This is a genomic window from Rhizobacter sp. LjRoot28 (genome assembly GCF_964253025.1).
Taxonomy (GTDB): Bacteria; Pseudomonadota; Gammaproteobacteria; order Burkholderiales; family Burkholderiaceae_C; genus Rhizobacter.
Genome location: NZ_CAXUQC020000001.1, coordinates 417,201 through 444,082, shown reverse-complemented (window position 1 = coordinate 444,082; position 26,882 = coordinate 417,201). Strand labels below are relative to the sequence as shown.

Below are 26,882 nucleotides of genomic sequence, written 5' to 3'. Positions count from 1 at the left end.
TGGGCTTATTTGGCCAGGCGCGGCACGCCGCCGCCGAACAGACCGGTCTTCGACAAGCCAAGGCGGAGCCGACCGTTGGGTCGGGCTCGATTGTGAACCGGCAGGGCGCCAAGGAGCGGCTGCTTGAGATAGGCAATGACGTCGTCTTCGGTGCGCAGGCGCTGGTCGAGCGTTTCACGCACGATGACCGTGCCGACCGCCAGCAGCACGCCGACCACCAGCGCGATGGCCAGGTTCAGGTTCGTGCGGGGCGAGGACGGCGTAAGCGGCATGGAGGCGTTCTTCAGCACCGACACGTTGGTCTGCGTCGTCTGGCTCTCCATCGCGGTCTGGCTCATGCGGGTGGCGACCGCGTCATAGACGCGCTGGGCATTCTCGACATCACGCATCAGGACGGCGGCCTCGTCACGCAACCCCTTGAGCGTCATCATCTTGGAGCGCTGTTCTTCGATGGACTGGCGCAGGCTCGCCAGACGCTGTTGGTTGATGTTGTTGTTGGCCGTGACGGAGCCGCTCACGCGGCGCGTCTCTGCATCGATCTTCTGGCGCAGCTGCGAGATGCTCGCCCGCGCTTCCAGGACCTGGGGATGCTGGTCGCCGTACTTCGAGCTCATCTCATCGAGGCGCGCCTCCTGGCGCGCAAGGTCTCCCTTGAGGGAAGCGATCAGCCCGTTGTTCAGCACCTCGCTCATCTGGTTGGCATTGCCACCCATCTGGCCCTGGCGGCTGGACGATTCGTTGGCGATGGCCTGCAAGGCAACCATCTGGGTGGTCAGCTCCTGGAGACGCGAGTTCTCGACGTCGAGGCGTTCGTCGGTGGCCATCAGCCCCTTCTGCTGCTGGTAGGCCGACAACTTGGCCTGCGCCGCTTCGAGATCGTCGCGCGCCTGCTTGGCGCGATCGTCGAAGAAGTTGCTGTACTGCTTGGCGGGCTCGACCCGGAGGTCGAGTGTGGTGCCCACGTAGGCGGCAACGAAGGCGTTGGCCACGACAGCCGCCTGCCGCGGGTCCGCCGCGGTGTACGAGACTGCCAGCACATTCGACTCACGACCGGGCCGGACGTCCAGACCGATGAGCAGGCGTTCGGCGAGCCACGACTTGAAGTCGCCGAGGCCTTCGGTCTGCTCACGCCAACGCGCCTGCAGTTCGGGATCCTGGTCGAGGCGCATCTCCCGGATGGCGCGCAAGGCTACGCGTTCGCTCCGGAAGACGTCGGCCTGGGTGGCCATATAGCCCGACGCGTTCGCGCCAGGGAGCACCACACCGGCGATGGGATCCGGCGACTTCACGTCGAGCACCACCATGGCAGTCGCGGTGTACCGTTTTGGAAGCACTGCATTGGCAACGAGCGCCAATGCACCAGCACAGGCCAGCACGATGACGAAGGAAATCCAACGGGCCCGCAGGACGATTAGTAATTGCGTCAGAGACATGTAATTCCTACCTCTTTAATCGGCACATTCTTCCAAACATATTCGGCGAATAAATACATGGGCGGAAACCCTGAGATTCTTCGCAGCTTTTCACGAGTTTCCAAGAAGCGGACGCCCGGCACACCCCCCTGAACGAATGTTGCGGTGCCGCATTGGCACAGGAGTTGCACCCGACGCCGCCATCGAACGTGAAGGAGTCACTGATGGTCCCGTCCGCAGCACACGAGGTTCTACTAGCAATGCGCAGGCCAAAGTCCGGCCTCGCCGCCCTGGTCGCGGAGCAGGTTCACCTGCGCCTGAACCAGCTCGCCGCGGCATTGCTGCTGCTCTTGCTCGGCCCGCTGATGCTTGTCATCGCAGCCATGATCGCGCGCAAGGATGGCGCCCCGGTGCTCTTCGGACACTACCGCGTGGGACACCAGGGCCGGCTGTTCCGCTGCCTCAAGTTCCGCAGCATGTATCGCAACTCGGAGCAGATGCTCGCCGAGATCCTGGCCACCGACGCTGAAGCCCGGGCCGAATGGGAACGGGACCAGAAACTCACCAACGATCCGCGCGTGACGCCGATCGGCGATTTCCTGCGCCGCACGAGCCTCGACGAGCTGCCGCAGCTCATCAACGTGCTCAAGGGCGAGATGAGCCTCGTCGGCCCGCGCCCCATCACCGTTGGCGAACTCACCCGCTACGGCCGCGTGCGCTGGCACTATCTGAGCGTGCGTCCTGGCATGACCGGCCTCTGGCAGGTGAGCGGACGCAACAACACCAGCTACGCCGAGCGCGTGGCGCTGGACGAGTCCTACATCGACAACCGCTCGATGCTGGGCGACCTGACGATTCTGCTGAAGACCGTCAAGGTGGTGCTCGTGCGCGACGGCGCCCGCTGACACGCCGTCCTTCCCGTTTCGATCACGCCACGCTTTCCGGGTCGGCGCGTCGCGCCACCCGTTTCCAAATTCTTCTCACCGCGTTTCCCCCAAGGAGTCATGGATGGACAGGGCCCATGCTGCCATTGTGCAAACCGATGAAATCGTCGTGCACGTGGTCGGCAAATTGACCGAGTCGGCATTCGCGTTCGTGGGCAGCGCGAGCCAGGCGCTGGGAGACAACGGCATTCCGCAGACCGTGATCCTCGCCAACGACGCACCGCACCCCGCACTGCTGGCGAAGTTCCACCCTTCGGTGCGGCTTGAACTCGCCCCTCCTTCGGCCGGCCCGATGAAGCAGTTCCGGCACGCCGTGAAGCTGTTGTGCCACGAGGCCAACACCCGATCCGTGGCGGCCATCCACCTGCATGGCCTGCTCGCGTCGCTGATCGCCATCTACGCCGTCTGGTTCTGCGGTCTTTCGCCTCGGCTGTTCCTGTTGCCGCACGGGTCACGTTGGCTGTGGCTGGTACGCGGCGCGAGTTCGCTGCTCATGCGCCTGCGCCACCCGTTCCGACGCGGCGACAGCGCTGATGGCGCCGTGGCCCACATGCCGACAGGCCGCCCCAAGGCATTGCCGCCGCCGGGCCAGCCCATTCGCCTCATCGAGCACCCGATCGCGGCCCACTTCTTTGCCTGGGACCGCCAGGAGTCCCGCCGCCCCTTGATCGTGGCTGGCACGTCCGCAGACGATCCCCTGGGAGCCGCGCAGTTCGCCCAGATGGCCGTGCTCCTCGGCGAGGAATCCATGGCCCTCAGCTTCAACTGGGTCGGACGGGTCGACGCCGAGTCGCGCGCCCGCCTGAAAGCCGCAAGCGTCGGCATCTTCGATGAAGAAGATGCCCATGGCCGCGCGGCCCGCCTCGCCGGCGCATGGATCTACGTCGCCTACGCCGGCGCCCCGGTGTTTCCGGTGCTGCTGGCCGAGGCCATGGCGCTCGGCATTCCTTGTGTCGCCTGGGACAGCCCGCAGAACCGCAACGTGCTGCGCCACGGCGAAACCGGCCTGCTTTGCAATTCGCAGAGCCAGCTCCTCGCCAGCATCGCCCAGTTGATCGACTCCCCGGAGCTTCGCCGCAACATGGGCCGCAACGCGCAGGAAGAGGCGACACGGCGCTTCCATCCCGCCAAGGTCAGGGACCTGCTCGACGCGGTGGCCTGACGCGAGTGTGCAGGCGCAGGAAGCTGTGTCCGGGCACGCGCCCGACCGCATAATCCGAGCATGAACCGCCTGCACTCCATTCCCGGCCGCACGAAGAAGCTCCCTCCCCTGCGTGTCGGTGTCGGCGGCCCGGTCGGCTCCGGCAAGACCACCCTGGTCGAGATGCTCTGCAAGCAGATGCGTGACCAGTACGACCTGGTCGTCGTCACCAATGACATCTACACGAAGGAAGACCAGCGCCTGCTGACGGTCAGCGGCGCGCTGGAGGCCGAGCGCATCGTGGGGGTGGAAACCGGGGGATGCCCGCACACCGCCATCCGCGAGGACGCCTCGATCAACCTTGAGGCGGTGGACCGCATGTTGGAGAAGTTTCCCGACGCCGACATCGTGTTCATCGAATCGGGCGGTGACAACCTGGCGGCCACCTTCAGTCCGGAGCTGAGCGACCTGACCATCTATGTCATCGACGTGGCAGCCGGCGAGAAGATTCCCCGCAAGGGCGGGCCGGGCATCACCAAGAGCGATCTCTTCGTGATCAACAAGACCGACCTGGCCCCGTACGTCGGGGCGGACCTCGGCGTGATGGCGGCCGACACCACCCGCATGCGCACCACCTCGGCAGCAGGTCTGCGTCCCTTCGTGATGACCAACCTCAAGACCCGGGACGGTCTCGCGGATGTCATCGCCTTCATCGAAACCCGCGGCCTGCTCAAACAGGCCGCCTGACAGGCGTTGCGGGCGCCTTCCCGGCCGCCCGCCTGGGCGTCTCAGCGCAGGTCGCCGACGCTGCGCAGTGCCTTGACGGCACCCGCCCCGATCGAAGCCCCGAAGCGCTTGGCAAGCCGCTCGGCAACGTTCTCCTTGGGGGTGTAGTCGATGATTTCGGCAGCCTGCACCACCTCTCGCGCGACGAAATCAAGGCTGCCAAGGTGGTCCGCCAGGCCCATCTCGACCGCCTGCTCGCCATTCCAGTAGAGGCCCGAGAACACGTCCGGACCGGGCTTCAGGCGCTTGCCGCGCCCTTGCTTGACCACTTCGATGAACTGTTGGTGGATCTGGTCGAGCATCACCTGCGTGTAGGCGCGCTGCTGCTCGGTGAGCGGAGAGAACGGATCGCCGATGCCCTTGTTTTCGCCCGCGGTCAGCAGGCGGCGTTCGATGCCCAGCTTTTCCATTGTCCCGGTGAACCCGAAGCCGTCCATCAGCACGCCGATGGAGCCCACGATGCTGGCCTTGTCGGTGTAGATCTCATCGGCCGCCACGGCAATGTAGTACGCCCCCGAGGCGCACGCTTCCTCGATGACGGCATAGACCTTCTTGCGGTGCAGCGCCTTGAGGCGATGGATCTCGTCATTGATGAGGCCGGCCTGCACCGGGCTGCCGCCCGGCGAATTGAAGCGCAGCACCACCGCCTGCGCACCTTCGTCCTCGAAAGCGGCGCGCAGGGCCGCCACGACGTTCTCGGCACTGGCCTCGGCGTCCGGCGCGATCTCACCCCGCACCTCGACCAGGGCGGTATGCGGGCCGGTCGGAGCCGCGGACTGACTCCGCGCGGCGAACGTTGCCCAGACCGCCAGGGCAAAGAGGGTGAACCACATCAGACGGAAGAAAACGCGCCAACGACGCTCGCTGCGCCGATCCTTCAGATAGTCACGTGCGAACTGCTCGAGCGGAACGCTCCAGGCAGGCACGGGTGCCGCCGGAGGTGCGGGCTTCGGGGTGTCCGGGATCAGGCTCTCGTCTTGCGAATTCATTCAGGTCTTTCAGGGGCTCGGCGGAGGGGACAAGTTGCCGGGCGCGTCAGTGAATGCCGGTAGCGTGTCCCGGCTAGGATACCAATACACCCGGCCTTCGCATTCACGGGTAGCGACACGGGTGAGGCTGCCTCGGCCGCAAGGCCCCCCCGCGCACCGCCCGCTGCGGGGCTCGTAGGTTGCACCGTGGATCGAACAGATGATGAATTCCCGCTCGCTGTCGAGGAACTCGCCGTCCTGCCAGTCCATTTCCGTGGGCACGTGAACGCACCGGTTGAGGTAGGCGACCACCGCGCCATCGAACCGCAGTGCAAAGGCCCGGGCTGGCTGGCGGAAATGGACGACATGGAATCCCACGGCCCGCCCGCGCTCGATCAGGTCCGCGGACTCGCACAGGTAGAGCCCGGTCGCTTCCGCGGCACCGGATTCAGCCATGCTCGGCCAGCCATGCGTGCAGATCCACCACGGAATGGGCGACGTGCAAGGTCGGGTAGGCGTCGAAGGACGCCGGCTCGTGGGCACCGTAGCTGACGCCGATGCACGAGGTTCCGGCGTTGACCGCCATCTGCAGGTCGTGGGTGGTGTCGCCGATCATCAATGTGCGCTCCGGCTCGACGCCGAACTCGCTCATCAGTTCCTTCAGCATCTGCGGGTGGGGCTTGGATGCGGTCTCGTCGGCGGTGCGGCTGCCATTGAAGACGCCGCGCAGTTCCACCGTGTCCAGCGCCTCGTCCAGCCCGCGCCGCGACTTGCCGGTGGCAACCGCCAGCCAGTGATTCCGGTCCTTCAGTGCCTGCAGCATGGCAACCGTTCCCGGAAAGAGGACGATCTCGTGCTGCCGGGCGAAGTAGTGCTTGCGATAGCGCTCGCCCAGCTCGGGGTAGCGCTCACGCGGCAGCCCCGGAGCGGCGTGCTGGAGCGCCTCGACCAATCCCATGCCAATGACATAGCTGGCATCCCGGTCGCTCGGAACGGGCAGTCCCATGTCGGCGCAGGCCGATTGGATGCAGCGGGCAATCAACGCCGTGGAATCGAACAAGGTGCCGTCCCAGTCGAAGGCGATGAGGTCGAAGCGGCGGGTGCGGGTCATGTGGGCAAGGCTTCCAGCAATTTCTGGCATTCGGGCGGCAATGGTGCCGCGAGCTCGATCGTCTCGCCGGTGGCGGGGTGTTCGAAGCGGAGGCGTCGTGCATGAAGGAACATGCGGTCGAATCGATGACCCGGCAAGGCCTCGCCTCGTGCCAGCGCCTTGTTGACCGCGAAGTCGCCATACTTCTCGTCGCCGGCGATCGGGTGCCCCTCATGCGCCAGGTGCACGCGGATCTGATGGGTTCGCCCCGTCTTGATGGTGACATCGAGAAGCGAGAACTCACGGAAGCGGGTCATCACCTTCACCAGCGTGATGGATCGGCGGCCCTCGTCATGGTCGGCGTCGACGGTACGCACGCGGCGCTCGCCTTCGGCGGTCAGGAACTTGCGCAGCGGCACGTCGATCACCTTCTTGCTCACCGGCCAGCCCCCGTTCACCAAAGCCGCATACGTCTTGCCGGTCTCCCGACTGCGGAATTGCTCCTGGAGGGCCACGAGCGCCGAGCGCCGCTTGGCGATCAGCAGCAGGCCGGATGTCTCCTTGTCGAGGCGGTGCACCAGTTCAAGGAACTTCGCCTGCGGACGTGCTCGGCGCAGTTGCTCGATGACGCCGGAGCTGACGCCGCTGCCGCCGTGAACCGCCACGCCCGCCGGCTTGTTCACGGCCATGAGGTGGTCGTCTTCGAAGACGACAGGAAACTCGCGGGCCGGCGCCGCCGGAACGTCGTCGCGATCGGCCACGCGCACCGGCGGCACGCGCACCTGGTCGCCGAGTGCCAGCCGGGTATCGGCGGCGGCACGCCCCTTGTTCACCCGCACCTCGCCCGACCGGATGACCCGGTAGACGTGGGTTTTCGGCACGCCTTTCAGGAGTTTCACCAGGAAATTGTCGAGGCGCTGCCCCTCGGAACCCTCGTCCACCACGACGTTGAGCACCGCGGGTTTGGCGCTTGCGGGGCCAAGCGGTTTGGCCTCTATAATGCGATGCACCACGTTATTGTCGTAAGTGTTTGATTTTTCAGAGTTTAACGTCGCATGAGCGACTTGACGCGGCGGCCGGGATTGAAACCCGGCCACAAGGTGATGCAACGCACCCGGCATGCGACAGGCCCCGTCCCCACGTGACGAGGCGGCGCGAGGCCCGGCGCGGCAGAGAAACAAGAACGAACCCCTGCAAAAAGGTTTTCAGGCGGGAGACATCGGCCCTTTCGAAACGGCACCGCGATCCGGCACCGTATCGGCACAGAGCCAGGTCTTCGGCCCGCGTCCAGTGAATGAAGCGGATGAAGTTCCCGGCCCCCACCCCACCCTGCTCCTCGCGCATTCGGCGTGCGGGCAGCGCCGTGGACGGCCCCGGAGCCGCAGGCTTGCGGCCCGCTTTGCCTTCCACCACGCATGCGCCAACGCTGTCCGAGCGGCCGATCCCCTGATCGGCACCACGTTCAGACAGTCCAGGGCGATTCCTTCCGGTTCAGCAACGTTTCTCGTGCATCGATCCGTCGCCCCTGACTGACGTCGGAGGCGGCATGTTTGATGGACGCCGAGTCCCGCATAGCGGGCCCGGCCAAGGAGAGCACATGAAACGCATGCTGATCAACGCGACGCAGGCAGAAGAACGCCGCCTGGCGATCGTCGACGGCCAGAAGCTGCTGGACTTCGAAACAGAGATCGAAGGCCGCGAGCAACGCAAGGGCAACATCTACAAGGCCGTCGTCACCCGTGTCGAGCCCTCGCTCGAGGCCTGCTTCGTCGACTACGGCGAAGACCGCCACGGCTTCCTGCCGTTCAAGGAAATCTCCCGCAACTACTTCCGCGAAGGCGCGGACGTGCGCAACGCGCGCATCCAGGACGTCATCAAGGAAGGCGACCAGCTGCTCGTGCAGGTCGAGAAGGAAGAGCGCGGCAACAAGGGTGCCGCCCTCACCACCTTCATCTCGCTGGCCGGCCGCTACCTGGTGCTGATGCCGAACAACCCGCGGGGCGGTGGCGTGTCGCGCCGCATCGAGGGGGAGGACCGCGAGGAGCTCAAGGAAAACCTCGACCAGCTCGAGTACCCGAAGGGCATGAGCCTGATTGCCCGCACCGCCGGCATCGGACGCACGGCGAACGAGCTGCAGTGGGACCTGAACTACATGCTCACCCTGTGGAAGGCCATCGACGGCGCTGCACAGGCTGGCAAGGGCGCCTTCCTGATCTACCAGGAATCGTCGCTCGTGATCCGAGCGATCCGCGACTACTTCACCGCCGACGTCGGCGAGATCCTGATCGACACCGACGACATCTACGACCAGGCCCAGCAGTTCATGAGCCACGTGATGCCCGAGTCGGCATCCAAGGTCAAACGCTACCGTGACGACGCGCCGCTCTTCAGCCGCTTCCAGATCGAGCACCAGATCGAGACGGCGTTCTCCCGCACGGTGAACCTGCCCTCGGGCGGCGCGATCGTGATCGACCACACCGAGGCGCTGGTCTCGGTCGACGTCAACTCGGCGCGCTCCACCCGCGGCAGCGACATCGAGGAGACGGCCACCCGCACCAACCTCGAAGCCGCCGACGAGATCGCACGGCAGATGCGCCTGCGCGACCTGGGCGGCCTGATCGTCGTCGACTTCATCGACATGGAAGAGTCGAAGAACCGCCGCGACGTGGAAAACCGCCTGCGCGACGCCCTGCGCCAGGACCGCGCCCGCGTGCAGTTCAGCTCGATCAGCAAGTTCGGCCTGCTCGAACTCAGCCGCCAGCGCCTGCGCCCGGCCCTGTCGGAAGGCAGCCACATCACCTGCCCGCGCTGCAACGGCACCGGCCACATCCGCGATACCGAATCCAGCGCGCTGCAGATCCTGCGCATGGTGCAGGAAGAATCGATGAAGGAGAACACCGCCGCCGTGCACGTGCAGGTCCCGGTGGAAGTTACCTCCTTCCTGCTCAACGAGAAGCGCACCGAGATCGCCAAGATCGAACTCAAGCAGCGCATCACCGTGCTGCTCGTGCCCAACAAGCACCTCGACACGCCGAACTACCGGCTCGAGCGCCTGCGCCACGATGATCCGCGCCTGGAGAACCTCCAGGTCAGCTACTCGATGATCGAGGAGCCGGACGACGAAGTCGGCATCACCCGGCGCGAGAAGTTCAAGGCCAAGCAGGAACCGGTCATCAAGGGCATCCTGCCTGACACCCCGGCGCCCATCGCCGAACCCAAGCCCGAACCGGCTCCTGTGGCGGCCCCGGTCGCCGCAGCACCGGTCGCGGCACCGGCCCCTGCTCCGGCGTCCGGCGGTTTCTTCGGTTGGCTCAAGAACCTGTTCGGCGGTGGCGCGGAACCCGTGGCGGCACCCGCACCAGCAGCCGCTCCGGCGGCACCCGCTGAAACCCGTGAAGGTCGCGAGGGCCGAGGCGACCGCAACGCCCGCGGCAACCGCAACGGCGGGCGCGGTGGACGCGACGGCAAGCGCGATGGTGACCGAGCCGGCCGTGGTGAACGCGGCGAGCGCGCGGACCGCGGCGAAGGCCGCGCAGAAGGCCGGGCCGAGGGCCGAGGCGAGGGCCGCCCGGAAGGTCGGACCGAAGGTCGCAACGAAGGTCGCAACGAAAGTCGAGGCGGTCGCCGCGGTGAGCGCAGCGAGACGCAGGCACTCGAGGCCGGCACCGAGAATGCGCGGCCGCCGCGTGGTGAACGTGCTGAACGTGGCGAGCGAGGCGAGCGGCCTGAACGTGGCGAACGCGGCGACCGCGCTCGCACGCAGGACGTGCGCGTCGACGCCGTGTCGACGGGTTCGGATGAAGTCCGCGCCGAGGGCCGTGCCGAGCGCGCGGAGCGGCCGGAGCGTGGCGAACGTGCAGAGCGCGGCGAACGCGGTGAAGGCCGTCGCGGTCAGCGCAGCGAGCGCGAGCCGCGCGTGGCACCCATGGTTGATGCACCCGCCGACGACGCAGCGGAGGTCCGTGCCTTCGTGGACACCATCCCGGGAGGCGAAACGCCGGAGGTCGCTGCCGAGAACGGTGAGCGCACCGGTCGCCGCCGCAATCGCCGTGGCGGTCGTGGACGCGACCGGGATGAGACGCGCAGCGCTGAAGTGACCGAAGGCGCGGAAGGCGGCGAGCTGGCCGAAGGCGCCGAAGCGCTGTTGCCGGTGGCGGCAGGCACCGATGCCGAACTTGCCCCGGCCTCTCCGGCGGACGCACCGAGCTCAGAGGATGGCAGCACGGAACCCGCCGAACGCGAGGGTCGCCGCCGCAACCGCGGCCGTGGTCGCCAGCGCCGCAACGAAGAGAACGGGTCGGACGTGCTTGCAACGCTGGAATCCACCGGCGACGTGGCCTCCGAGCTGACGCGCCCGGTCGTGGCCGACACGCTGGCCGAAGCCGAGCTGCCTTTGCAGGCCCGTTCGGATGACGCGATCGCCCCGTCCTTCGAGGCACCGTCCGCGCCCACCTCCGTGGTGGCACCGACGTTCGCGCCGGTCGCCGAAGTGGCCCCGCGGATGGAGGCTGCCGAGGCAGCCCCTGCACCGCGAGCAGTGCCGACCGCAGCAACCTTGCCGGTCGCGGCGCCGTCACCCGCCATGGCCCAGGCTCCTGCAGCGGCGAGCTACGTCTTGCCGATTGCCGAGCTGGAAGCCGTGACGCGCGACCTCGGCCTGCAGTGGGTCAACTCCGACGAAGCGAAGATCCGCGCCGCACAGGAAGCAATGGCGAGCGAGCCGAAGCCGGTTCATGTGCCGCGCGAGATCAAGCCCCCGGTCGTGGTGGACGAAGGCCCGCTGGTGCTGGTCGAGACCCGCAAGGACCTGGCGCAGGTCAAGCTGCCGTTCGACACGCCCTGAGGGCTCCTCGGCGGGAAGGCCTGAGAGGGCCTTCCTCCATGAAAAACGGCGCACCTCGGTGCGCCGTTTTTCATGGGGCCGGTGACCGCCAGGCCTGGCGCCGTTCAGCGCCCCATGGCCCGCTTCAGAAACTTGAGCAGGATGGGCGGGGCCACGTTGCGAACCGCCTCGCGCAGCATCTCCTGCCGTTCAATCAACAGGAATACCGTCGATTGCGGTGGCTCGACCGTGGCGACGGCCTCCTCCGGGTTGCTGAAGTAATAGCTCGACAGCGACCGGCGGGTGACACCCTCGGGCATCCGGAGCGGGTGAGGATGACCGTGGAAGCTGGTCGGACCGTGACAGAGCACGACGGTTCGGTTGAAGTCGGGTTCAATGGACAGCACGCATGCCTTCTGATGCTCGTCCCACAGCTCCAGGGCGCCGCCCCAGGCCGGATTCCAGTCCTTGTTCAGGTACGTCATCATGGACAGCTCATTGTTGAGCCGCGTGCGGGGATGGCGATCGAAGTCGCGGTGGATGCCGAAGCGTCCGCCGTTGCGCGACTCGTGCAGACCGCCGCCGTACAACTGGGCGTCCGTGATGAGGTCGGGCACACCCATCACCGTGGACAGGATGTCCGTGAACCAGCCGGAATTCACCAGGCTGAAATAGAGGAAGGTTGCCGGACCGAAGGGCATCTTCTGTGGCGAACGGAAGGTGTGCTGATGCCGTCCCGCCCATTCGGTCCACCCAGCCGTACCGGCATCGGTAAATTCTTCTCTCGCAAGTTCCAAGAGTACCGGGTTGAACCAGCCTTCCTCATTCAGGTATCGGAACGGACGAGCATCAGCGACACGCTGCGTGAGCGCGGCGATGTACCCGGCGTCGAAGAGTTGGGGCGAGACCAGGTCGGCCAGCACGAGGCGGCGCCCCCGAATGGTGACGGCATCGTCCTCCGTGTAATGACGGAAGGGGTTGATGATGGAGGCCGAGCTTGCGGGGATCACGGTGGACATCATCCGGGAAGAGTTCGAAATGGCCCCGGCACCAAGTCCGGGCAGGCGCGCTCTGGCGTGCAAGGATCGAACCATCCGGTCCCACTCACTCCGGGGGGGCTGGCTCAGGGAAGTCGTTCGAGGGCGCGCTGGTACACGCCATGGTGCATCAATTCGTCCCAGGTGAGCGGTGCGGCTTGGGGAAGGAGCGCTTGGCGCCGCACTTCGCTGTCCGGGTCGGTCTGCCAGGCGCCTTCCCGCAACGCCAGATCGAGCCCGTCCAGCAGCTCATCGACCGCACGGCCATCGCCGGTCGACTGGTTGCACAGCAGGACCAAGTCGCAACCTGCGTTCAAGGCCACCGTGGCCGCATCGGTGTACGACACCAGGCTGCCGTCGATGACCCGGGCGCCCTCCATGCTGAGGTCGTCGCTGAAGATCGCCCCGGTAAAGCCGAGTTGCTGGCGCAGGATCTCCTTCAGCCAGCGCGCCGAAAAACCGGCGGGCCGGGCATCGACCTTCGGGTAGATGACGTGGGCCGGCATCACGCTCGTAAGGCTGGTGCTGAGCCATTCGTAGGGCCGGGCGTCGTCGTTCAGGATCGCCCTCAGCGAGCGCCGATCGACGGGCACTTCCGTGTGGCTGTCGGCCTTCACGAACCCGTGCCCGGGGAAATGCTTGCCGCAGTTGGCCATGCCCGCGAGCAGCAGGCCGTGCATCAGGCTCTTGGCCAGCAGGGTCGCCACCCGCGGATCGCGATGGAATGCGCGATCGCCGATGACGCCTGACTCGCCGTGGTCCAGGTCCAGCACCGGCGTGAAGCTGAAGTCGACGCCGCAGGCGCGCAACTCGGCGCCCAGCACGTAGCCCGCCGCCGTGGCGGCATCGGTGGCGTTCATGGCGCCACAGCCCGCGCCGCCGGTACCGTCCTGATGCCAGAGCTCGCCCAGCGCGCGCATCGGCGGGAGGTGGGTGAAGCCATCGGTGCGAAAGCGCTGCACCCGGCCCCCTTCGTGGTCGACGCAGATCAGCACATCAGGCCGCACCGTCTTGATCTCGCTCGTGAGCTCCACGAGCTGGCGACGGTCACTCCAGTTGCGTGCGAAGAGGATGAGGCCGCCGGTGAGCGGATGGGCAAGGCGGCGGCGGTCGTCCGCACTCAGCGTGGTACCGGCGATGTCGAGGACGACGGGGGCATGAGGCGTCATGGTGCGGCTTCGGGGGGAAGAGGTTGGGTTTCGACGACGACGAAGCTGGCGGCATGGTCCGCCTCGTCGGTCACGGTGACGTGGGCCACAAGCCCACGGGCCGAGAACCAGCGCGCCAGCTCGCCATGCAGGCGGATCTCCGGCTTGCCACTCGGCAGGTTGAGGATCTCGCAGGCGCGCCAGGTCATCGGCATGTGCATGCCGAGCCCGATCGCCTTGGAGAACGCTTCCTTCGCGGAAAAGCGGGTGGCCAGGTAGCTGATGCCGCGCGATTCGACACGCGTGCGTCGCGCACGGAACACCTGGATCTCGCTCGGGCCCAGCACCTTCTCGGCGAAGCGGTCGCCCTTGCGGGCCAGCGTCGCGGTGATGCGCCGGATGTCGCAGAGGTCGGTGCCGATGCCGTAGATCACCGGCTGCCCTCGCGCACGCACTGCAGGTACTGCCGAACGGTTTCCGGCAAACCCAGTTCAAGGGCGTCGCCGACCAGCGCATGGCCGATCGACACCTCCTGGACACCCGGCACGGCGCGCAGGAAGTCCGCGAGGTTGTCGCGGTTGAGATCGTGGCCGGCATTCACGCCGAGCCCTTCGCGCAGCGCAGCCTGTGCCGTGGCCGCAAATGCGGGCAGCACCTCGGTGGCCCGCCCATCGGCATGGGCGCGCGCAAAGGTCTCGGTGTACAGCTCCACCCGATCAGCACCGAGGGCACGCACCGCCGCCATCGCCTCGGGCAGCGGGTCCATGAACAGGCTGACTCTCACACCGAGCGCCTTCACCTCCGCCACCAGGGGCGCGAGCCGCTCTGCATCGTCGGGAAAGCGCCAACCGTGATCCGAAGTCGACTGGTCGACGCTGTCAGGCACGAAGGTGCACTGATGCAGCGGAAGACCGCGGGCGATCACCTGCCGGGCCAGGTCGACCAGGTTGTGAAACGGATTGCCCTCGATGTTGAACTCGGCCGCGGGCCATTGCTTCAGCAGCTCGGCCAGTTCGAACACGTCGTGCGGCCGGATGTGGCGTTCGTCGGGACGGGGGTGCACCGTGATGCCGTCGGCGCCCGCCTCCAATGCGAGCGTGGCCGCACGGGTCACGCTCGGGATGCCGAGCGTGCGAGTGTTGCGCAGCAGCGCGACCTTGTTCAGGTTCACGGACAAGGCCGTCGTGGCCTGCCGGGGGTCGGAAGCGCTGGACATCAAGGGGTTCATGGCAGGACTTCAGCCGAGGGATTGCACACCGATCATCACCTGGCGCGTGCGAAGCACGTGCGTGCCCAGATGATAGTGAAGCAGCGCCCGCACCTGTGCACGCAGGGGCGGAAGAATTCGCTGACAGGCCTGCTGCAAGGCCGGAACACTGCCGTGCACCAGCGCCGCCTGCAGGCCGATGAGTGCCTGGCCGCTGAGCGCGGCTTCAAGCCCGCGGGCCTCGGCCAGCCCCGCTTCGGGCAGCAGCGCATAGCTGCCGCTCAGCGAGACCGGCTCCTGCGTGGACGTCACCACGGTGAGGTCCGGCAGCACGCCCAGCCGTTGCAGCAGGGTCAGCTCGAATGCCCTGAGGGCCGACTGCGATACGGCCTCGTCAGCGTCGGCCAAGGCCGGAAGCGTCGCGCCATAGGCGTCGAAGAGATCGGGATGAGGATCCTGGCGCGCCAGCAGCTTCATCAGCAGCTCGTTCAGGTAGAAGCCGCTGAAGAGTGCCGAACCGGTCAGCATGGAGGGGCCCCCGGCCCATTCCGCCGTACGCAGCACCCGGACCTCGCCACCGCCTTCCACCCCCGGACCGTCATCGCCCTTGGGCGGCTTGCCGAGCGTGGCCTGGAGGCGCTGGAAGGGAAGCAGCACCGGGCGCAGCTGGGAGTACGGCCGTTTTGCTCCCTTTGCCACCACGGGGAGGCGTCCGAGTTCGCGGGTGAAGAGGTCGAGCACCAGGCTGGATTCGCTCCAGTCGTAGCGGTGCAGCACGAAGGCCGTGAGGATGGAAGGTGCACGCGTGCTGCGTGCGGTGCGAACGCCGCTCACGCCGGGGCGATGCCTACTCGTAGCCGTAGCTGCGCAGGTGCTCTTCGTTGTCGGCCCAGCCCGAGCGCACCTTGACCCAGAGCTCGAGGAACACCTTGCAGTCCATCAGGCGCTCGAGCTCCTGGCGGGTCTCGGAGCCGATGCGCTTCAGGCGCTCGCCATCATTGCCGATGACCATGCCCTTGTGCGCATCGCGTTCCACCACGATGGTCGCCGCGATGCGGCGCAGGTTGCCCTCTTCCTCGAACTTGTCGATGACGACAGTGGAGGTGTAGGGCAGTTCATCCCCCGTCAACCGGAAGAGCTTCTCGCGGATCAGTTCGCTGGCCAGGAACCGGTCGGTGCGGTCGGTCAGGGCGTCACCTTCGTAGAACCACGGCTGCTGCGGGAGGTAGGGCTTGATGATGCCCAGCAGGCGCTCCACGTCGGCCGGCTTCTTTGCCGACAGTGGCACGAACTCGGCAAAGGCGTGCCGGTCCTGCATGCCCTTCAGCCAGGGCACGAGGTCGGCCCGGCGGTGAACGGTGTCGAGTTTGTTGGCAATCAGCATGACCGGCCGGTCCTTGGGCATGAGCGCCAGGACCTTGGCATCGTCAAGGCCGAAGCGTCCGGCCTCGACCAGGAACAACACGACGTCGACGTCGTTCAGCACACCCTGCACCGTCCGGTTCAGGTTGCGGTTGAGCGGCGCGGTGTGACGTGTCTGGAAACCCGGTGTGTCGACGAAGACGAACTGGGTGTCGTCCACGGTGCGAATGCCGGTGATGCGGTGCCGCGTCGTTTGCGCCTTGCTGGAGGTGATGCTGACCTTTTGCCCGACGAGGGCGTTCAGCAACGTGGACTTGCCCACGTTGGGGCGGCCGACGATGGCCACCAGGCCGCAGCGCGTATCGCTGCCCTCCTCCGCACCGGCTTCGTCGGCGGCCTCCGGGTTGCCGAGGGTGGATTCCTCATCGTGCGCCTCGGCATTTTGCTCGGGCGCGTCGGGTTCTTGCGGATGGTTCATGCTCAGGAGCGCAGGGCGCTACCAGGTTTGTCGCTCGCCTTCAGTGCGCGCAACATGCGGTTGGCGGCTTCCTGTTCGGCAACGCGACGGGACCGGCCTTCGCCGGTTTCGGTGAGTCCCAGCGCCGGCACCGCGCATTCGACCTCGAAGGTCTGCGCGTGGGCCTGGCCACGCGTGCTCAGGATGCGGTAGCCCGGCACCGGAAGCCGGCGGGCCTGCAGCCACTCCTGCAGTTCCGTCTTGGCGTCCTTGGCCCAGCCATCGATGTCCGTCGTGGCGATGATCTCGCCGAACAACAGCTTGACCAAGCGTCGGGCGGCGTCGAAGCCGCCGTCAACGAAGGTGGCGCCGATGATGGCCTCCAGGGCGTCGGCCAGGATCGATGGCCGCTGGGCACCGCCCCCGCGGGCTTCGCCTTCACTCAGGCGCAGTACGTCCGGCAGGCCGATGGCCAGTGCCGCGCGATGAAGGCTGTCTTCGCGTACGAGGTGGGCCCGCACCCGCGTCAGGTCGCCTTCGTCCGAACCGCTGAAGCGCTCGTAGAGCAACGCGCTGATGGCCAGGCTGAGCACCGCGTCGCCGAGGAACTCCAGGCGCTCGTTGTGGTCGGCACCGAAGCTCCGGTGCGTGATGGCGCGGCCGAGCAGCTCCGGCTGGGCAAAGGCATGCCCAAGGCGTTGTTGAAGGGCGGTCAGGCGGTGGTCCACGGTGTCACGGATGAAGCGGAAAGCAACAGCTTACTTCGACTGGCCTTCGTACTTCAGCAAAAGGTAAACCGGGCCCATGAGCTCGATTTCCTTGTCGTAGGCGAAGGCAACGATCAGCTTGTCATTCTGCTTGGTGATTTCAAGGTCCTTGCCCGAAATCGAAGTGATCGAGTAGTCGATCTCCTTCTGCTTGTCGAAGGCTGCGCGAACTTCCGGCACGGTGGTTCCACCCGTGTCAGCCACCTTCTGCACGGTGCGCTTGATGGTGAGGAACTCGTTCACCGTCGGCAGCACCTTGAGCGCCACCAGCGTCACCATGCCGATGAGGATCGCCCAGAACATCAGGCCGAACAGGGTCACACCGCGTTGCCGGCGGGGCATACGGTACGGGACAGTCATGGTCTCGCGCTCCTTGGAGATGGGGCTGGTTTCAACGGAATGGGGCATGGGGAATCAATCGAACGAACCGAAGCGCCTGAAGTTGCTGAAGTTCATCCAGATGAAGAAGGCCCGGCCGACGATGTTCTCGTCAGGCACGAAACCCCAGAATCGGGAGTCTTCCGAATTGTCGCGGTTGTCGCCCATCATGAAGTAGTGACCGGCCGGCACCGTGCAGCGCACACCTTCGGCACTGTAGCGACACTGGTCCTTGTACGGGAAGCTCTCATGCGGCACGACGTAGCTCGGGCGCTTCACGTCGACCAGCACCCGATGCTCCTTGTCACCCAGCTTCTCCGAGAACTGCGGCAGGTAGCGCGCCTGTTCCTCGTCGTAGAACTCAGGCAGCGCCGTGGTCTCGACCGCCTTGCCGTTCAGGAAGAGCCGCTGGTTCAGGTAGGCCACCTCGTCTCCCGGCACCCCGACGACCCGCTTGATGTAGTCGATGCTCGGGTTGGACGGGTAGCGGAACACCATCACGTCGCCGCGCTTGGGGTCGTTCAGCGGGATGATCTTCTTGTTGATCACCGGCAGTCGAACGCCGTAGTGGTACTTGTTGACCAGGATGAGGTCGCCCACCAGCAAGGTGGGCACCATCGAGGCGGACGGGATCTTGAAGGGCTCGAACAGGAACGAGCGCAGCAGGAAGACGACCAGGATCACCGGGAACAGGCCGGCCGTCCAGTCGAGCCACCAGGGCTGGGCGAGCAGCGCTTCCCGCGCCTCCGAGACGTCGCCGTCGACCTTGTTGATGCCCTTGTTCGCCAGCTGCTGGCGGCGGGCCACGTCGGCTGCGTCGAGGCGACGGGCGGCCGCGGCACGCGCCGGCGCGAAGCGAAAGCGCTCGGCCAGCCAGTAGACCAGCGTGACCAGTGTCAGGACGAACAACAGGAAGGAAAAGTTGCCCGTCCACTTCCCAAGGTACCAGCCCCCGAGAAACACGACGAGGCAGCCGTAGAGCACACCAGTCAAAGCACCCATCAGTCGTCCACTTGCAGGATGGCCAGAAACGCTTCCTGCGGCACTTCGACGGAGCCGATCTGCTTCATGCGTTTCTTACCGGCCTTCTGTTTTTCGAGGAGCTTGCGCTTGCGGGAGACGTCACCCCCGTAGCACTTCGCAATCACGTTCTTTCGCAGGGCCTTGATTGTCTCACGCGCAATGATGTTGGCCCCGATGGCCGCCTGGATGGCGACGTCGAACTGCTGGCGCGAGATCAGTTCGCGCATCTTCGCCACGACCGCGCGTGCACGGAACTGGCTCTGGGTGCGGTGGACGATGATGGACAAGGCGTCGACCCGGTCGCCGTTCAGCAGGATGTCGACCTTGACGACGTCGGCCGCGCGGTACTCCTTGAACTCGTAGTCCATGGAGGCGTAGCCCCGGGACACGCTCTTGAGCTTGTCGAAGAAGTCGAGCACGATCTCGGCGAGCGGCATCTCGTAGGTCAGCATCACCTGCCGACCGTGGTACGCCATGTTCAGCTGCACCCCGCGCTTCAGGTTGGCGAGCGTCATGACCGGGCCGACGTAGTCTTGCGGCATGTACAGGTGGACCGTGACGATGGGCTCGCGGATCTCGCTGATGCGGCCGAGGTCCGGCATCTTCGAGGGGTTCTCGACCTGGATCACTTCCTTGCTGCCGAGCTCCACTTCGTACACCACCGACGGTGCAGTGGTGATGAGGTCCTGATCGAACTCGCGCTCCAGGCGCTCCTGCACGATCTCCATGTGCAGCAGCCCGAGGAATCCGCAGCGGAACCCGAAGCCCAGCGCCTGGGACACCTCCGGTTCGTAACGCAGCGACGAGTCGTTGAGCTTGAGCTTTTCCAGGGCGTCGCGCAGCTGGTCGTACTCGCTCGCCTCGGTCGGGTAGAGGCCGGCGAACACCTGGGGCTGGATTTCCTTGAAGCCGGGCAACGCCTCGGTCGCCGGGCCGAGGTTGTTGGGCAGCTTCTTCTCCAGCGTCAGGGTGTCGCCCACCTTGGCGGCCTGTAGCTCCTTGATGCCGGCGATGACGAAGCCCACCTCCCCCGCCCGCAACGCGTCGCGCGACACCGACTTGGGGGTGAACACGCCGAGTTGCTCGGCCGCATAGGCCGAACCGTTGGCCATCATCTTGAAGCGCTCGCCACGCTTGAGTTCGCCGTCGACCACGCGCACGAGCATCACCACGCCAACGTAGTTGTCGAACCACGAGTCGATGATCATGGCGCGCAGCGGCGCCTCCGGCCGGCCCTTGGGCGGCGGCATGCGGGCGATCACCGCCTCGAGGATGTCGTCGATGCCTTCGCCCGTCTTGGCGCTGCACGGAATCGCGTTCTCGGCATCGATGCCGATCACGTCTTCGATTTCTTCCTTGGCTCGGGCCGGATCGGCCTGCGGCAGGTCCATCTTGTTCAGCACCGGCACCACCTCGACGCCGAGGTCGAGTGCGGTATAGCAGTTGGCCACCGTCTGGGCCTCCACGCCCTGGCTCGCGTCCACGACCAGCAGCGCGCCTTCGCACGCGGACAGCGAACGGCTCACTTCATAGGAGAAGTCGACGTGTCCGGGCGTGTCGATGAGGTTGAGCTGGTAGGTCTTGCCATCGCGCGCCTTGTAGGTGAGCGCGGCGGTCTGGGCCTTGATGGTGATGCCGCGCTCCCGCTCGATGTCCATCGAGTCGAGCACTTGCGACTCCATCTCTCGGTCGCTGAGGCCACCGCAGCGGTGGATCAACCGGTCGGCCAGCGTCGACTTGCCGTGGTCGATGTGGGCAATGATGGAGAAATTTCGGATGTGATCCATGACAGCGGCGACCGAGGTTCGTGGCGGGGTTGTCGCGTCAGCAGGACGCTGCGCGAAGGCACTCGAGCTCGGTGCGAAGAGGGGGCGTGACGCCCGTGCGTTGAACAAAAAAAAGGCACGTCGAAACTTTGACGCGCCTTCCAACAAAACGTATGGCAACTGCTTGTTGGGGCTTCATTGTAGCCAAAAGGACCCCGCTGAAAACCGCGCCATTGCTGGATCGCGGGTCGTTGCAGGTGTCCAACAGCTAAATCCATCCACATCTTATCCACAATTGCTTGTGGGTAGCCTGGGGATAGGTGGCCGGGTCCAAAGTCCTTGCAGTCACCGGCAGTAAAAGGCCGGAAGAAGCTGCCCATTGTATCGGAGAGAGTCGTCAATAACGCCGCACGAGGCACCTGTGAGCAGTCGCCCACTCCCACCATGCGGAACGTATGGCCCGACCTGTGGACAGCTTTTTTTGTTCGGCGCATCTGGCGCCTGCTTCGGACAAAAGCCGGGTAATCCAGTCGGGTGCATGTCCCGCCGTGAGGCAAGGACATGCAAGGCAAGCTCATTTGCCAGGTGGCACCTGTACGAACTGGGCCCACTCACCCCGCAGGAAGGTCAGGGACAGGCGCTTGTTCTTGTCGAGCGGTGCAAGTGCATTTTCGAACTGCTTCAAGTCCGTCACATCGGTGCTGCCGACCGCGATGATGATGTCGCCCGGCCGCATGCCCACCGCCTCCGCGCCCGCGGTGACACCCGCAACCTTCACGCCGCCCGCGCCCCGCGTCGCCCGGCGCTCCGCATCGCTGAGCGGCTGCACGGTCAGTCCCCACGCCTTGCCGACCGAGGAGCCCTTGGGCTCGGCCGGCTCGGCACGCTCGGGTGTGGAGGCTGCCGGTGCCTCGGAAGGCATCTCGGCCAGGGTCGCCTTGATTTCCATCGCCTTGCCGCGGCGGTTCACCTGGAGCACCACAGGCGTTCCAGGCTTGATGGCACCGAGCGCCCGCCGGAGTTCGACCGGCCCGTCCACCGGTTTACCGTTGAGCGCCAGCACGATATCACCCGGTTGCAACCCCGCCTTGTCGGCAGGCCCCCCGGCGATGACCTGGCTCACGAACGCGCCGCGATTGCGGCTCTTGGTGAGACCGTATTCCTCGGCCGCCTCACGCGACACCTCGACCGGACGAATGCCGAGATAGCCCCGCACCACGCGACCGCCTGCCTTGAGTTGGTCGGACACCCGGATCGCCTCATCGATCGGGATCGCGAAGGAAATGCCCACATAGCTGCCCACCGGGCTGTAGATCTGCGAGTTGACGCCGACGACCTCGCCGCGCATGTTGATCAGCGGGCCACCCGAATTACCTGGGTTCACGGCGACGTCCGTCTGCAGCAAGGGCAATTCGGAACCCGTCTCGCGTTGCTTGGCGCTCACGATGCCGGCGGTCACGGTGTTGTCGAAGCCGAACGGCGAACCGATGGCCAGCACCCATTCGCCGACCCGAAGGCGGTTCACGTCGCCCACACGCATCCAGGGCAGGCCCGTGGCGTCGATCTTGACAACAGCCACGTCGGTGCGCTCATCAGCGCCGATGATGCGGGCCTTGAACTCGCGCTTGTCCGTCATGGTGACGTAGACCTCGGACGCCCCGGCGATCACGTGCGCGTTCGTCATCACGTAGCCATCCGGGCTCATGATGAAACCGGATCCTTCCCCGCGAGGCACTTCGTCGCTCTGCTGCAGCGAGGGCGCGCGGCGCCGGAACGGCATGCGCGGGCCGTCGGCACTGCGCTCCGTCGTGCGGATGTTGACGACCGCGGGACCGACCATGTCGACGAGGTCCGCCAGTTGGGGCACCTCCTTGCCTTGGGCCTGCGCCTGCAACACCGGCGGGGCCGCGTGAGCAGTGGATGCCGCCAGGAGCAGGCCAGCTGAAAGGGAAGCCAACGCTTGGCGGAAGATTGGCAGGCGGGATGCCGCCCGGCCGGTCAAGGGGCTGGAAGCCATGAAGAATCCTCGTGATGCCAGAAGGCGAGCCGTGCGAACAAAGCCCCGGGCCGGCGCGCAGCCTGCACGCACGGCCGGAGCTTACTTGCTGCGGCGCTCCAGCGCGTCAGCGAAAAGCCGCAGCGTCGGAGCGGGCACGTCACCCATCAAGGTGATCCACCAGTCTGCCTGGCGGCGCATGAGCGTCTGGGTGGCGCCGATCGCGGCGTTCATGGGGCGCGGATGGCGGTCGGCACTGAAGGGCTCGATGAACACCGTCACGTACGTGATGCCGTCGGAGAACACGGCCTGCACGAGCTGACGCGGCTCCGGCCCCACGCCGGACGCCTGTTCCCGCAAGGGGCCGTCCACCGGGCGCTTCACGCAGCTGACGAGCTGAAAGCCCGGCACCTTCGAAACCAGGCTCCAGCCCTCTGCCTCGAGCTGCGTCGGCACCGCCGTCGGCTGGAGCACACGGAAGCCCTCGAGCTTGCGGATCGGTTGCAGCAGGGAATCGACCGCAGGCCGTGCACCGATGGTCACCTCCGAGAATGCGGCCGACTCCAGCACGCTGCCGCGCTCGCCCAGGACCTCGCTGCGCAGGAGGAGGCCGGTGGCCTGGTCGGCCCACAGACGGTACCCGTAGCGGTAGTGGTCCCGCGGCTTGAGCAGCAGCACGTCGGCTTCACGGCCCGCGACCCGCTCCTGCCCGGCGGTCTTGATGTCGTAGAAGTCGGGCGCCCGCTCGGCACCGGCCTGGAGCAGGCCGGGGAAGGAGCTCATCTGGTCACGGCGCTCCACCATCGCCACGCGCCGCTGCGGCCACACGGTGTGAACCTGGTCGTTGTGGCGCACGACGTGGCGAGCCTGTCCGTCGAGCGAGTCGATGCGCTCGAACTGGTCAGGCCCTTCGCAGTAGTGGGCGATGCGGGAACTGGCGACGGCGCCGCCGGTGCTCACGACCACCGTACCCTGGTAGCTGCGCTTGTTGGCGGCGTTCTGGATGCGGTGCAGCCAGGTCTTCGTCTCGCGCCGTTCGACAAGGGGATCGCCCTTGTCCCCCGCACCTTCGGCATGGGCGAACGGAATCGGCAGGGCCGCCGCGCACAGCAGCGTGAGGCAGGACAGACGGGCCCGGGTGGACAACAGCATGGGTCAGCGGCCCGTGGCAGCGGCGTTGCGCAGGAAGCCGGAGGGCGCGCCCGGGCCGGAACTTCCGCCGAACTTCTTGTGGGCGGCAAGGTATTCATCCAGTCGGGCATCGCGGATCAGGTCGCCATCGAGCACGACCTGCGCCTCGTCACGGACCATCGCCTCCGTGGCGCCGGCCGTTGCGGTGCCTGCCGCGACCAGCGTCGGGGCCGCTGCCTGACCGGCCGGTCCGGACGCAAGCACGGTGCCTTCCGGCACATCCACCGCAGGCGAGCCGGGCATGCGCGTCACGACCAGCACGCTGGCCACCACCGCGATACCGGCCACCATGGCGGCCGGGCGACGCCAGGCGCGCCGGCCAGTGGCGCCGTTGGCAACGGCCGGCTCGATGACCGGAGCCGAAGCGGGCTCAGCCGACTGCGGCGCCAGCACCACCGGCTCTGCGGCCAATCGGCCGCGCAGGGCCGTCAGGAAGGCGGCGTCCCGCGCGCCGGCGGCGGCCAGGTCCTCGGACCGAAGAACGTCGCCGATGAGCTGGTACGTGTGCCACGCCTCGCGGGTGGCCTCGTCACTGCGCCATTGGGCGCACACGCGCGCGACGGCTGACTCGTCGAGTTCGCCATCGACAAGCGCGGACACATCATCCATCGGCGCCAGCTTGTTCTCAGACCGTTGCGACATAGCCTTCTCCAACACAAATCAAACCACGATGAGGCAGCATGAAACGAACGTTGCCCATCACCAACGCTCGCCTTCCCGAGTATCCAGCAGGGGGCGCAAGCGCTGGGCAATGGCTTCCCGGGCCCTGAAGATGCGCGACCGGACGGTACCGATCGGGCAGTTCATCAGGTCCGCGATTTCCTCATAGCTCAGGCCTTCGATTTCCCGCAGGGTGATCGCCTGGCGAAGGTCCTCGGACAAGGCACCGATGGCAGCGTTCACCGCTGCCGCGATTTCCTTGCTCGCGAGCACCGCCTCAGGCGTTTCGCCGTCGGTTAGTTCGTTCTCCACGCGGGAAGTTTCATCGTCGTCATCCCGGGACGCGCGCGCGGATTCCGTCACGATCGGATCCCGCTTCATGCCGACCAGGGTCTTCTTGGCCGTGTTCACCGCGATGCGGTAGAGCCAGGTGTAAAAGGCGCTTTCGCCACGAAACTGGGGAATGGCCCGGTAGGCGCGGATGAAGGTTTCCTGGGCGATGTCCGGCACCAGATCGACGTCACGCACCATCCGGCCGATGAGGCGCTCGATCCGGCGCTGGTACTTGACCACCAGCATCTCGAACGCCTTCACATCGCCGCGTTTGACACGTTCGATCAGGGGGGCGTCGGCGTCAGGGGTGGTCATTCAGGCGCATTCAGAGGTCCGCGACCGCGCGGTCAACGGGGGAGCGGGCGCAATATACCGTAGAGCGCAGGCCGTGCCACGCCGGTTCGTGCCCACGGCGCTGGACCGGCAGCCAACGGGCGCGACCGCCCTCCCCGGGGGCAAAACGAAGGAGCATCCAGCCTCCCAGGTCGAATGCCACCTGGAGCGCCCCTGGGACTGCAAGGGCCCCGCCCTGGCCGGGTTCGACGAACCAGTCCTGGGTATCCCAGCGCAGATGAAATGGCACGGGCCGTCGCAAGAGCATCGCGCAACCGGCACTCACTGCCAAAGGCCACACCCAGACCCAGGCCGTGTGGCCCACCATGGCGGCGGCCCACTGCACGGCGGTCAGCACCGCCGCCGCTCCCATGCCCGCGCACATGGCCCGCCACACACCGAAGTGCACGATGGACACCCGGAAGGCAGGCGGCGAATGCATGGGCCGAGGGCCGGTCTCCGCTCAGACGCGCTTGAACACCAGCGTGCCGTTGGTGCCGCCGAAACCGAAGTTGTTCTTGACGGCGTACTCGATCTTCATCTCGCGTGCGGTGTTGGCGCAGTAGTCCAGGTCGCACTCGGGATCCTGGTTGAAGATGTTGATCGTCGGCGGGGCGATCTGGTGGTGCACCGCCAGGCTGGTGAAGACGGATTCGATGCCGCCCGCGCCGCCCAGCAGGTGGCCGGTCATGGACTTCGTCGAACTGATCACCATGTCGCGAGCATGATCACCGAAGGCCAGCTTGATGGCGTTCGTCTCGTTCACGTCGCCAAGCGGCGTGGACGTGCCGTGCGCATTCAGGTACTGGACCTGGTCGGCATTGATGCCGGCGTTGCGCAGCGAGGCCTTCATGGAGCGCTTCGGACCATCCACGTTCGGGGCGGTCATGTGGTACGCATCGGCGCCCATGCCGAAGCCCACCAGCTCGCAGTAGATCTTGGCACCGCGGCGCTTGGCGTGCTCGTATTCCTCGAGCACCAGCACACCGGCACCTTCGCCCAGCACGAAGCCGTCGCGGTCCTTGTCCCACGGACGGGACGCCGTCTTCGGGTCGTCGTTGCGGGTCGACAGCGCGCGCGCTGCGGCAAAGCCGCCCACGCCCAGCGGAGACACCGTGGCTTCGGAGCCACCGGCGATCATCACGTCGGCGTCGCCGTATTCGATCAGGCGGCCGGCCTCGCCAATGCAGTGCAGGCCGGTGGTGCAGGCCGTGACGATGGCGAGGTTCGGGCCCTGGAACCCGAAGCGGATGGACACGTGTCCGGAGATCATGTTGATGATCGACGCCGGCACGAAGAAGGGGGACACGCGGCGGGGGCCGCGTGCGGTCAATTCTGCGTGGGTCTCCTCGATCAGCGGCAGGCCGCCGATCCCGGATCCCACGATGCAGCCGATGCGTTCGGCTGCCTCTTCACTGAGGGCATCGCCCGTGGGCAGACCCGCGTCCTGCACCGCCTGGATGGACGCCGCCAATCCGTAATGGATGAAGGTGTCCATGTGGCGGGCTTCCTTGGCGGGGAAGTAGTCCTCGACATTGAACCCTTTCACCTCGCCCGCGAACCGGCATGCGAAGTTCGACGCATCGAACTTGGTGATGGTGTCAATGCCGGAACGACCAGCGAGGATGTTCGCCCAGCCGTCAGCCACCGTATTGCCTACGGGGCTGATCAGACCGAGGCCGGTGACGACGACGCGACGACGGGTCATGCGCATTACTGCCAGTGAAAAGTGGGACGCGGCCTGTCAGGCCTTCTGGTGCTTCACAGCGTAGTCGATCGCGAGCTGCACGGTCGTGATCTTCTCGGCTTCTTCATCGGGGATCTCGATGCCGAACTCGTCTTCCAGGGCCATCACCAGTTCCACGGTGTCGAGCGAATCAGCGCCCAGATCGGCCACGAAGGCCTTCTCGTTGGTCACATCGGTTTCAGGCACGCCGAGTTGTTCGGCAATGATTTTCTTCACACGTGCTTCGATATCGCTCATGACTCCTCCAGGAGGGTTTACTTGGACAGCCCGAGATTCTACGGCTTGTGGAGTGTCTGCTTGGAGACACCCCCAGG

The 26,882-nt window shown here is 66.2% G+C and carries 25 protein-coding genes and 1 pseudogene; 4 read left to right on the top strand and 22 right to left on the bottom strand.

The features are described 5' to 3' along the window. Positions 1 to 5: 5 nt before the first annotated feature. Positions 6 to 1,433, bottom strand: a complete 1,428-nt coding sequence (gene epsF, locus ACSQ2F_RS02085; RefSeq protein WP_436019282.1) for a chain length determinant protein EpsF — start codon at positions 1,431 to 1,433, stop codon at positions 6 to 8. A gap of 308 nt (positions 1,434 to 1,741) precedes the next feature. On the opposite strand from epsF, the pseudogene ACSQ2F_RS02080 reads away from it, so the two are divergent. The 3 genes and pseudogenes from ACSQ2F_RS02080 to ureG form a co-directional block, all read left to right on the top strand. After that, positions 1,742 to 2,317, top strand: a pseudogene (locus ACSQ2F_RS02080) (sugar transferase); the annotation flags it as partial. Positions 2,318 to 2,420: 103 nt separating this feature from the next. Further along, entirely contained in the window at positions 2,421 to 3,518 is a 1,098-nt protein-coding gene (locus tag ACSQ2F_RS02075) for a glycosyltransferase (protein WP_436019280.1), read from the top strand. Between the two features lie 60 nt (positions 3,519 to 3,578). Then, positions 3,579 to 4,244 (top strand): urease accessory protein UreG, encoded by a 666-nt coding sequence (ureG, locus tag ACSQ2F_RS02070; RefSeq protein WP_436019278.1) that lies wholly within the window; start codon positions 3,579 to 3,581, stop codon positions 4,242 to 4,244. 41 nt (positions 4,245 to 4,285) lie between these two features. On the opposite strand, the gene ACSQ2F_RS02065 is transcribed toward ureG, so the two are convergent. From ACSQ2F_RS02065 to ACSQ2F_RS02050, 4 genes are read right to left on the bottom strand one after another with little or no spacing between them, the layout of a single operon-like run. Next, positions 4,286 to 5,272, bottom strand: a complete 987-nt coding sequence (locus ACSQ2F_RS02065) for a S49 family peptidase (protein ID WP_436019276.1) — start codon at positions 5,270 to 5,272, stop codon at positions 4,286 to 4,288. Between the two features lie 9 nt (positions 5,273 to 5,281). Beyond that, on the bottom strand, positions 5,282 to 5,707 hold the full coding sequence (locus tag ACSQ2F_RS02060; protein ID WP_436019274.1) for a Rieske (2Fe-2S) protein: 426 nt from the start codon (positions 5,705 to 5,707) through the stop codon (positions 5,282 to 5,284). Continuing rightward, positions 5,700 to 6,362, bottom strand: a complete 663-nt coding sequence (locus ACSQ2F_RS02055; RefSeq protein WP_436019272.1) for an HAD family hydrolase — start codon at positions 6,360 to 6,362, stop codon at positions 5,700 to 5,702. The genes ACSQ2F_RS02060 and ACSQ2F_RS02055 overlap by 8 nt, the downstream gene beginning before the upstream one ends. Then, entirely contained in the window at positions 6,359 to 7,351 is a 993-nt protein-coding gene (locus ACSQ2F_RS02050; protein ID WP_436026703.1) for an RluA family pseudouridine synthase, read from the bottom strand. The genes ACSQ2F_RS02055 and ACSQ2F_RS02050 overlap by 4 nt, the downstream gene beginning before the upstream one ends. A 587-nt stretch (positions 7,352 to 7,938) precedes the next feature. Here ACSQ2F_RS02050 and ACSQ2F_RS02045 point away from each other — a divergent pair. Next, the gene (locus ACSQ2F_RS02045) at positions 7,939 to 11,184 is read left to right on the top strand and encodes an Rne/Rng family ribonuclease (RefSeq protein WP_436019270.1); all 3,246 of its coding nucleotides are present in this window, start codon (positions 7,939 to 7,941) and stop codon (positions 11,182 to 11,184) included. A 104-nt stretch (positions 11,185 to 11,288) separates the two neighbouring features. Here the strand turns inward: ACSQ2F_RS02045 and ACSQ2F_RS02040 are convergent, their stop codons facing one another. The 17 genes from ACSQ2F_RS02040 to acpP all read right to left on the bottom strand — a co-directional run bounded on the left by ACSQ2F_RS02040 (position 11,289) and on the right by acpP (position 26,805). Next, a complete protein-coding gene (locus ACSQ2F_RS02040) occupies positions 11,289 to 12,185 on the bottom strand; it encodes a 2OG-Fe(II) oxygenase (protein ID WP_436019268.1) in 897 nt (298 codons plus the stop codon). Between the two features lie 101 nt (positions 12,186 to 12,286). Then, positions 12,287 to 13,369, bottom strand: a complete 1,083-nt coding sequence (gene nagZ, locus ACSQ2F_RS02035) for a beta-N-acetylhexosaminidase (protein WP_436019266.1) — start codon at positions 13,367 to 13,369, stop codon at positions 12,287 to 12,289. Next, positions 13,366 to 13,782, bottom strand: coding sequence for a holo-ACP synthase (gene acpS / locus ACSQ2F_RS02030; protein ID WP_436019264.1), 417 nt, complete (start codon positions 13,780 to 13,782; stop codon positions 13,366 to 13,368). Before acpS ends, nagZ begins: the two co-directional genes overlap by 4 nt. Continuing rightward, positions 13,779 to 14,576 (bottom strand): pyridoxine 5'-phosphate synthase, encoded by a 798-nt coding sequence (locus ACSQ2F_RS02025; RefSeq protein WP_436019262.1) that lies wholly within the window; start codon positions 14,574 to 14,576, stop codon positions 13,779 to 13,781. Before ACSQ2F_RS02025 ends, acpS begins: the two co-directional genes overlap by 4 nt. A 9-nt stretch (positions 14,577 to 14,585) precedes the next feature. Then, complete coding sequence (gene recO / locus ACSQ2F_RS02020) at positions 14,586 to 15,389, bottom strand: DNA repair protein RecO (protein WP_436019260.1); 804 nt, start codon at positions 15,387 to 15,389, stop codon at positions 14,586 to 14,588. Positions 15,390 to 15,402: 13 nt separating this feature from the next. Continuing rightward, positions 15,403 to 16,395, bottom strand: coding sequence for a GTPase Era (gene era, locus ACSQ2F_RS02015; protein ID WP_436019258.1), 993 nt, complete (start codon positions 16,393 to 16,395; stop codon positions 15,403 to 15,405). 2 nt (positions 16,396 to 16,397) lie between these two features. Beyond that, positions 16,398 to 17,102, bottom strand: coding sequence for a ribonuclease III (gene rnc / locus ACSQ2F_RS02010; protein ID WP_436019256.1), 705 nt, complete (start codon positions 17,100 to 17,102; stop codon positions 16,398 to 16,400). Positions 17,103 to 17,132: 30 nt separating this feature from the next. After that, positions 17,133 to 17,501, bottom strand: coding sequence for a DUF4845 domain-containing protein (locus tag ACSQ2F_RS02005; protein WP_436026701.1), 369 nt, complete (start codon positions 17,499 to 17,501; stop codon positions 17,133 to 17,135). Between the two features lie 54 nt (positions 17,502 to 17,555). Then, positions 17,556 to 18,521, bottom strand: coding sequence for a signal peptidase I (gene lepB / locus ACSQ2F_RS02000; RefSeq protein ID WP_436019254.1), 966 nt, complete (start codon positions 18,519 to 18,521; stop codon positions 17,556 to 17,558). Beyond that, on the bottom strand, positions 18,521 to 20,329 hold the full coding sequence (gene lepA, locus ACSQ2F_RS01995; RefSeq protein WP_436019252.1) for a translation elongation factor 4: 1,809 nt from the start codon (positions 20,327 to 20,329) through the stop codon (positions 18,521 to 18,523). The genes lepB and lepA overlap by 1 nt, the downstream gene beginning before the upstream one ends. A 553-nt stretch (positions 20,330 to 20,882) precedes the next feature. Further along, on the bottom strand, positions 20,883 to 22,325 hold the full coding sequence (locus ACSQ2F_RS01990; RefSeq protein ID WP_436019250.1) for a Do family serine endopeptidase: 1,443 nt from the start codon (positions 22,323 to 22,325) through the stop codon (positions 20,883 to 20,885). 81 nt (positions 22,326 to 22,406) lie between these two features. Continuing rightward, positions 22,407 to 23,456 (bottom strand): MucB/RseB C-terminal domain-containing protein, encoded by a 1,050-nt coding sequence (locus ACSQ2F_RS01985; RefSeq protein ID WP_436019248.1) that lies wholly within the window; start codon positions 23,454 to 23,456, stop codon positions 22,407 to 22,409. 3 nt (positions 23,457 to 23,459) lie between these two features. Continuing rightward, on the bottom strand, positions 23,460 to 24,137 hold the full coding sequence (locus tag ACSQ2F_RS01980; RefSeq protein ID WP_436019246.1) for a sigma-E factor negative regulatory protein: 678 nt from the start codon (positions 24,135 to 24,137) through the stop codon (positions 23,460 to 23,462). Between the two features lie 57 nt (positions 24,138 to 24,194). Next, positions 24,195 to 24,803 carry an RNA polymerase sigma factor RpoE gene (gene rpoE, locus ACSQ2F_RS01975; RefSeq protein ID WP_436019244.1) on the bottom strand — a complete coding sequence of 203 codons (609 nt, stop codon included), beginning with the start codon at positions 24,801 to 24,803 and terminating at the stop codon, positions 24,195 to 24,197. Between the two features lie 10 nt (positions 24,804 to 24,813). Continuing rightward, the gene (locus ACSQ2F_RS01970; protein WP_436019242.1) at positions 24,814 to 25,263 is read right to left on the bottom strand and encodes a hypothetical protein; all 450 of its coding nucleotides are present in this window, start codon (positions 25,261 to 25,263) and stop codon (positions 24,814 to 24,816) included. Between the two features lie 21 nt (positions 25,264 to 25,284). Continuing rightward, positions 25,285 to 26,529 carry a beta-ketoacyl-ACP synthase II gene (gene fabF / locus ACSQ2F_RS01965; protein WP_436019240.1) on the bottom strand — a complete coding sequence of 415 codons (1,245 nt, stop codon included), beginning with the start codon at positions 26,527 to 26,529 and terminating at the stop codon, positions 25,285 to 25,287. A 36-nt stretch (positions 26,530 to 26,565) separates the two neighbouring features. Continuing rightward, positions 26,566 to 26,805: an acyl carrier protein gene (acpP, locus tag ACSQ2F_RS01960; RefSeq protein ID WP_436019238.1), complete on the bottom strand. Its 240-nt coding sequence runs from the start codon at positions 26,803 to 26,805 to the stop codon at positions 26,566 to 26,568. Between the last annotated feature and the right edge of the window lie 77 nt (positions 26,806 to 26,882).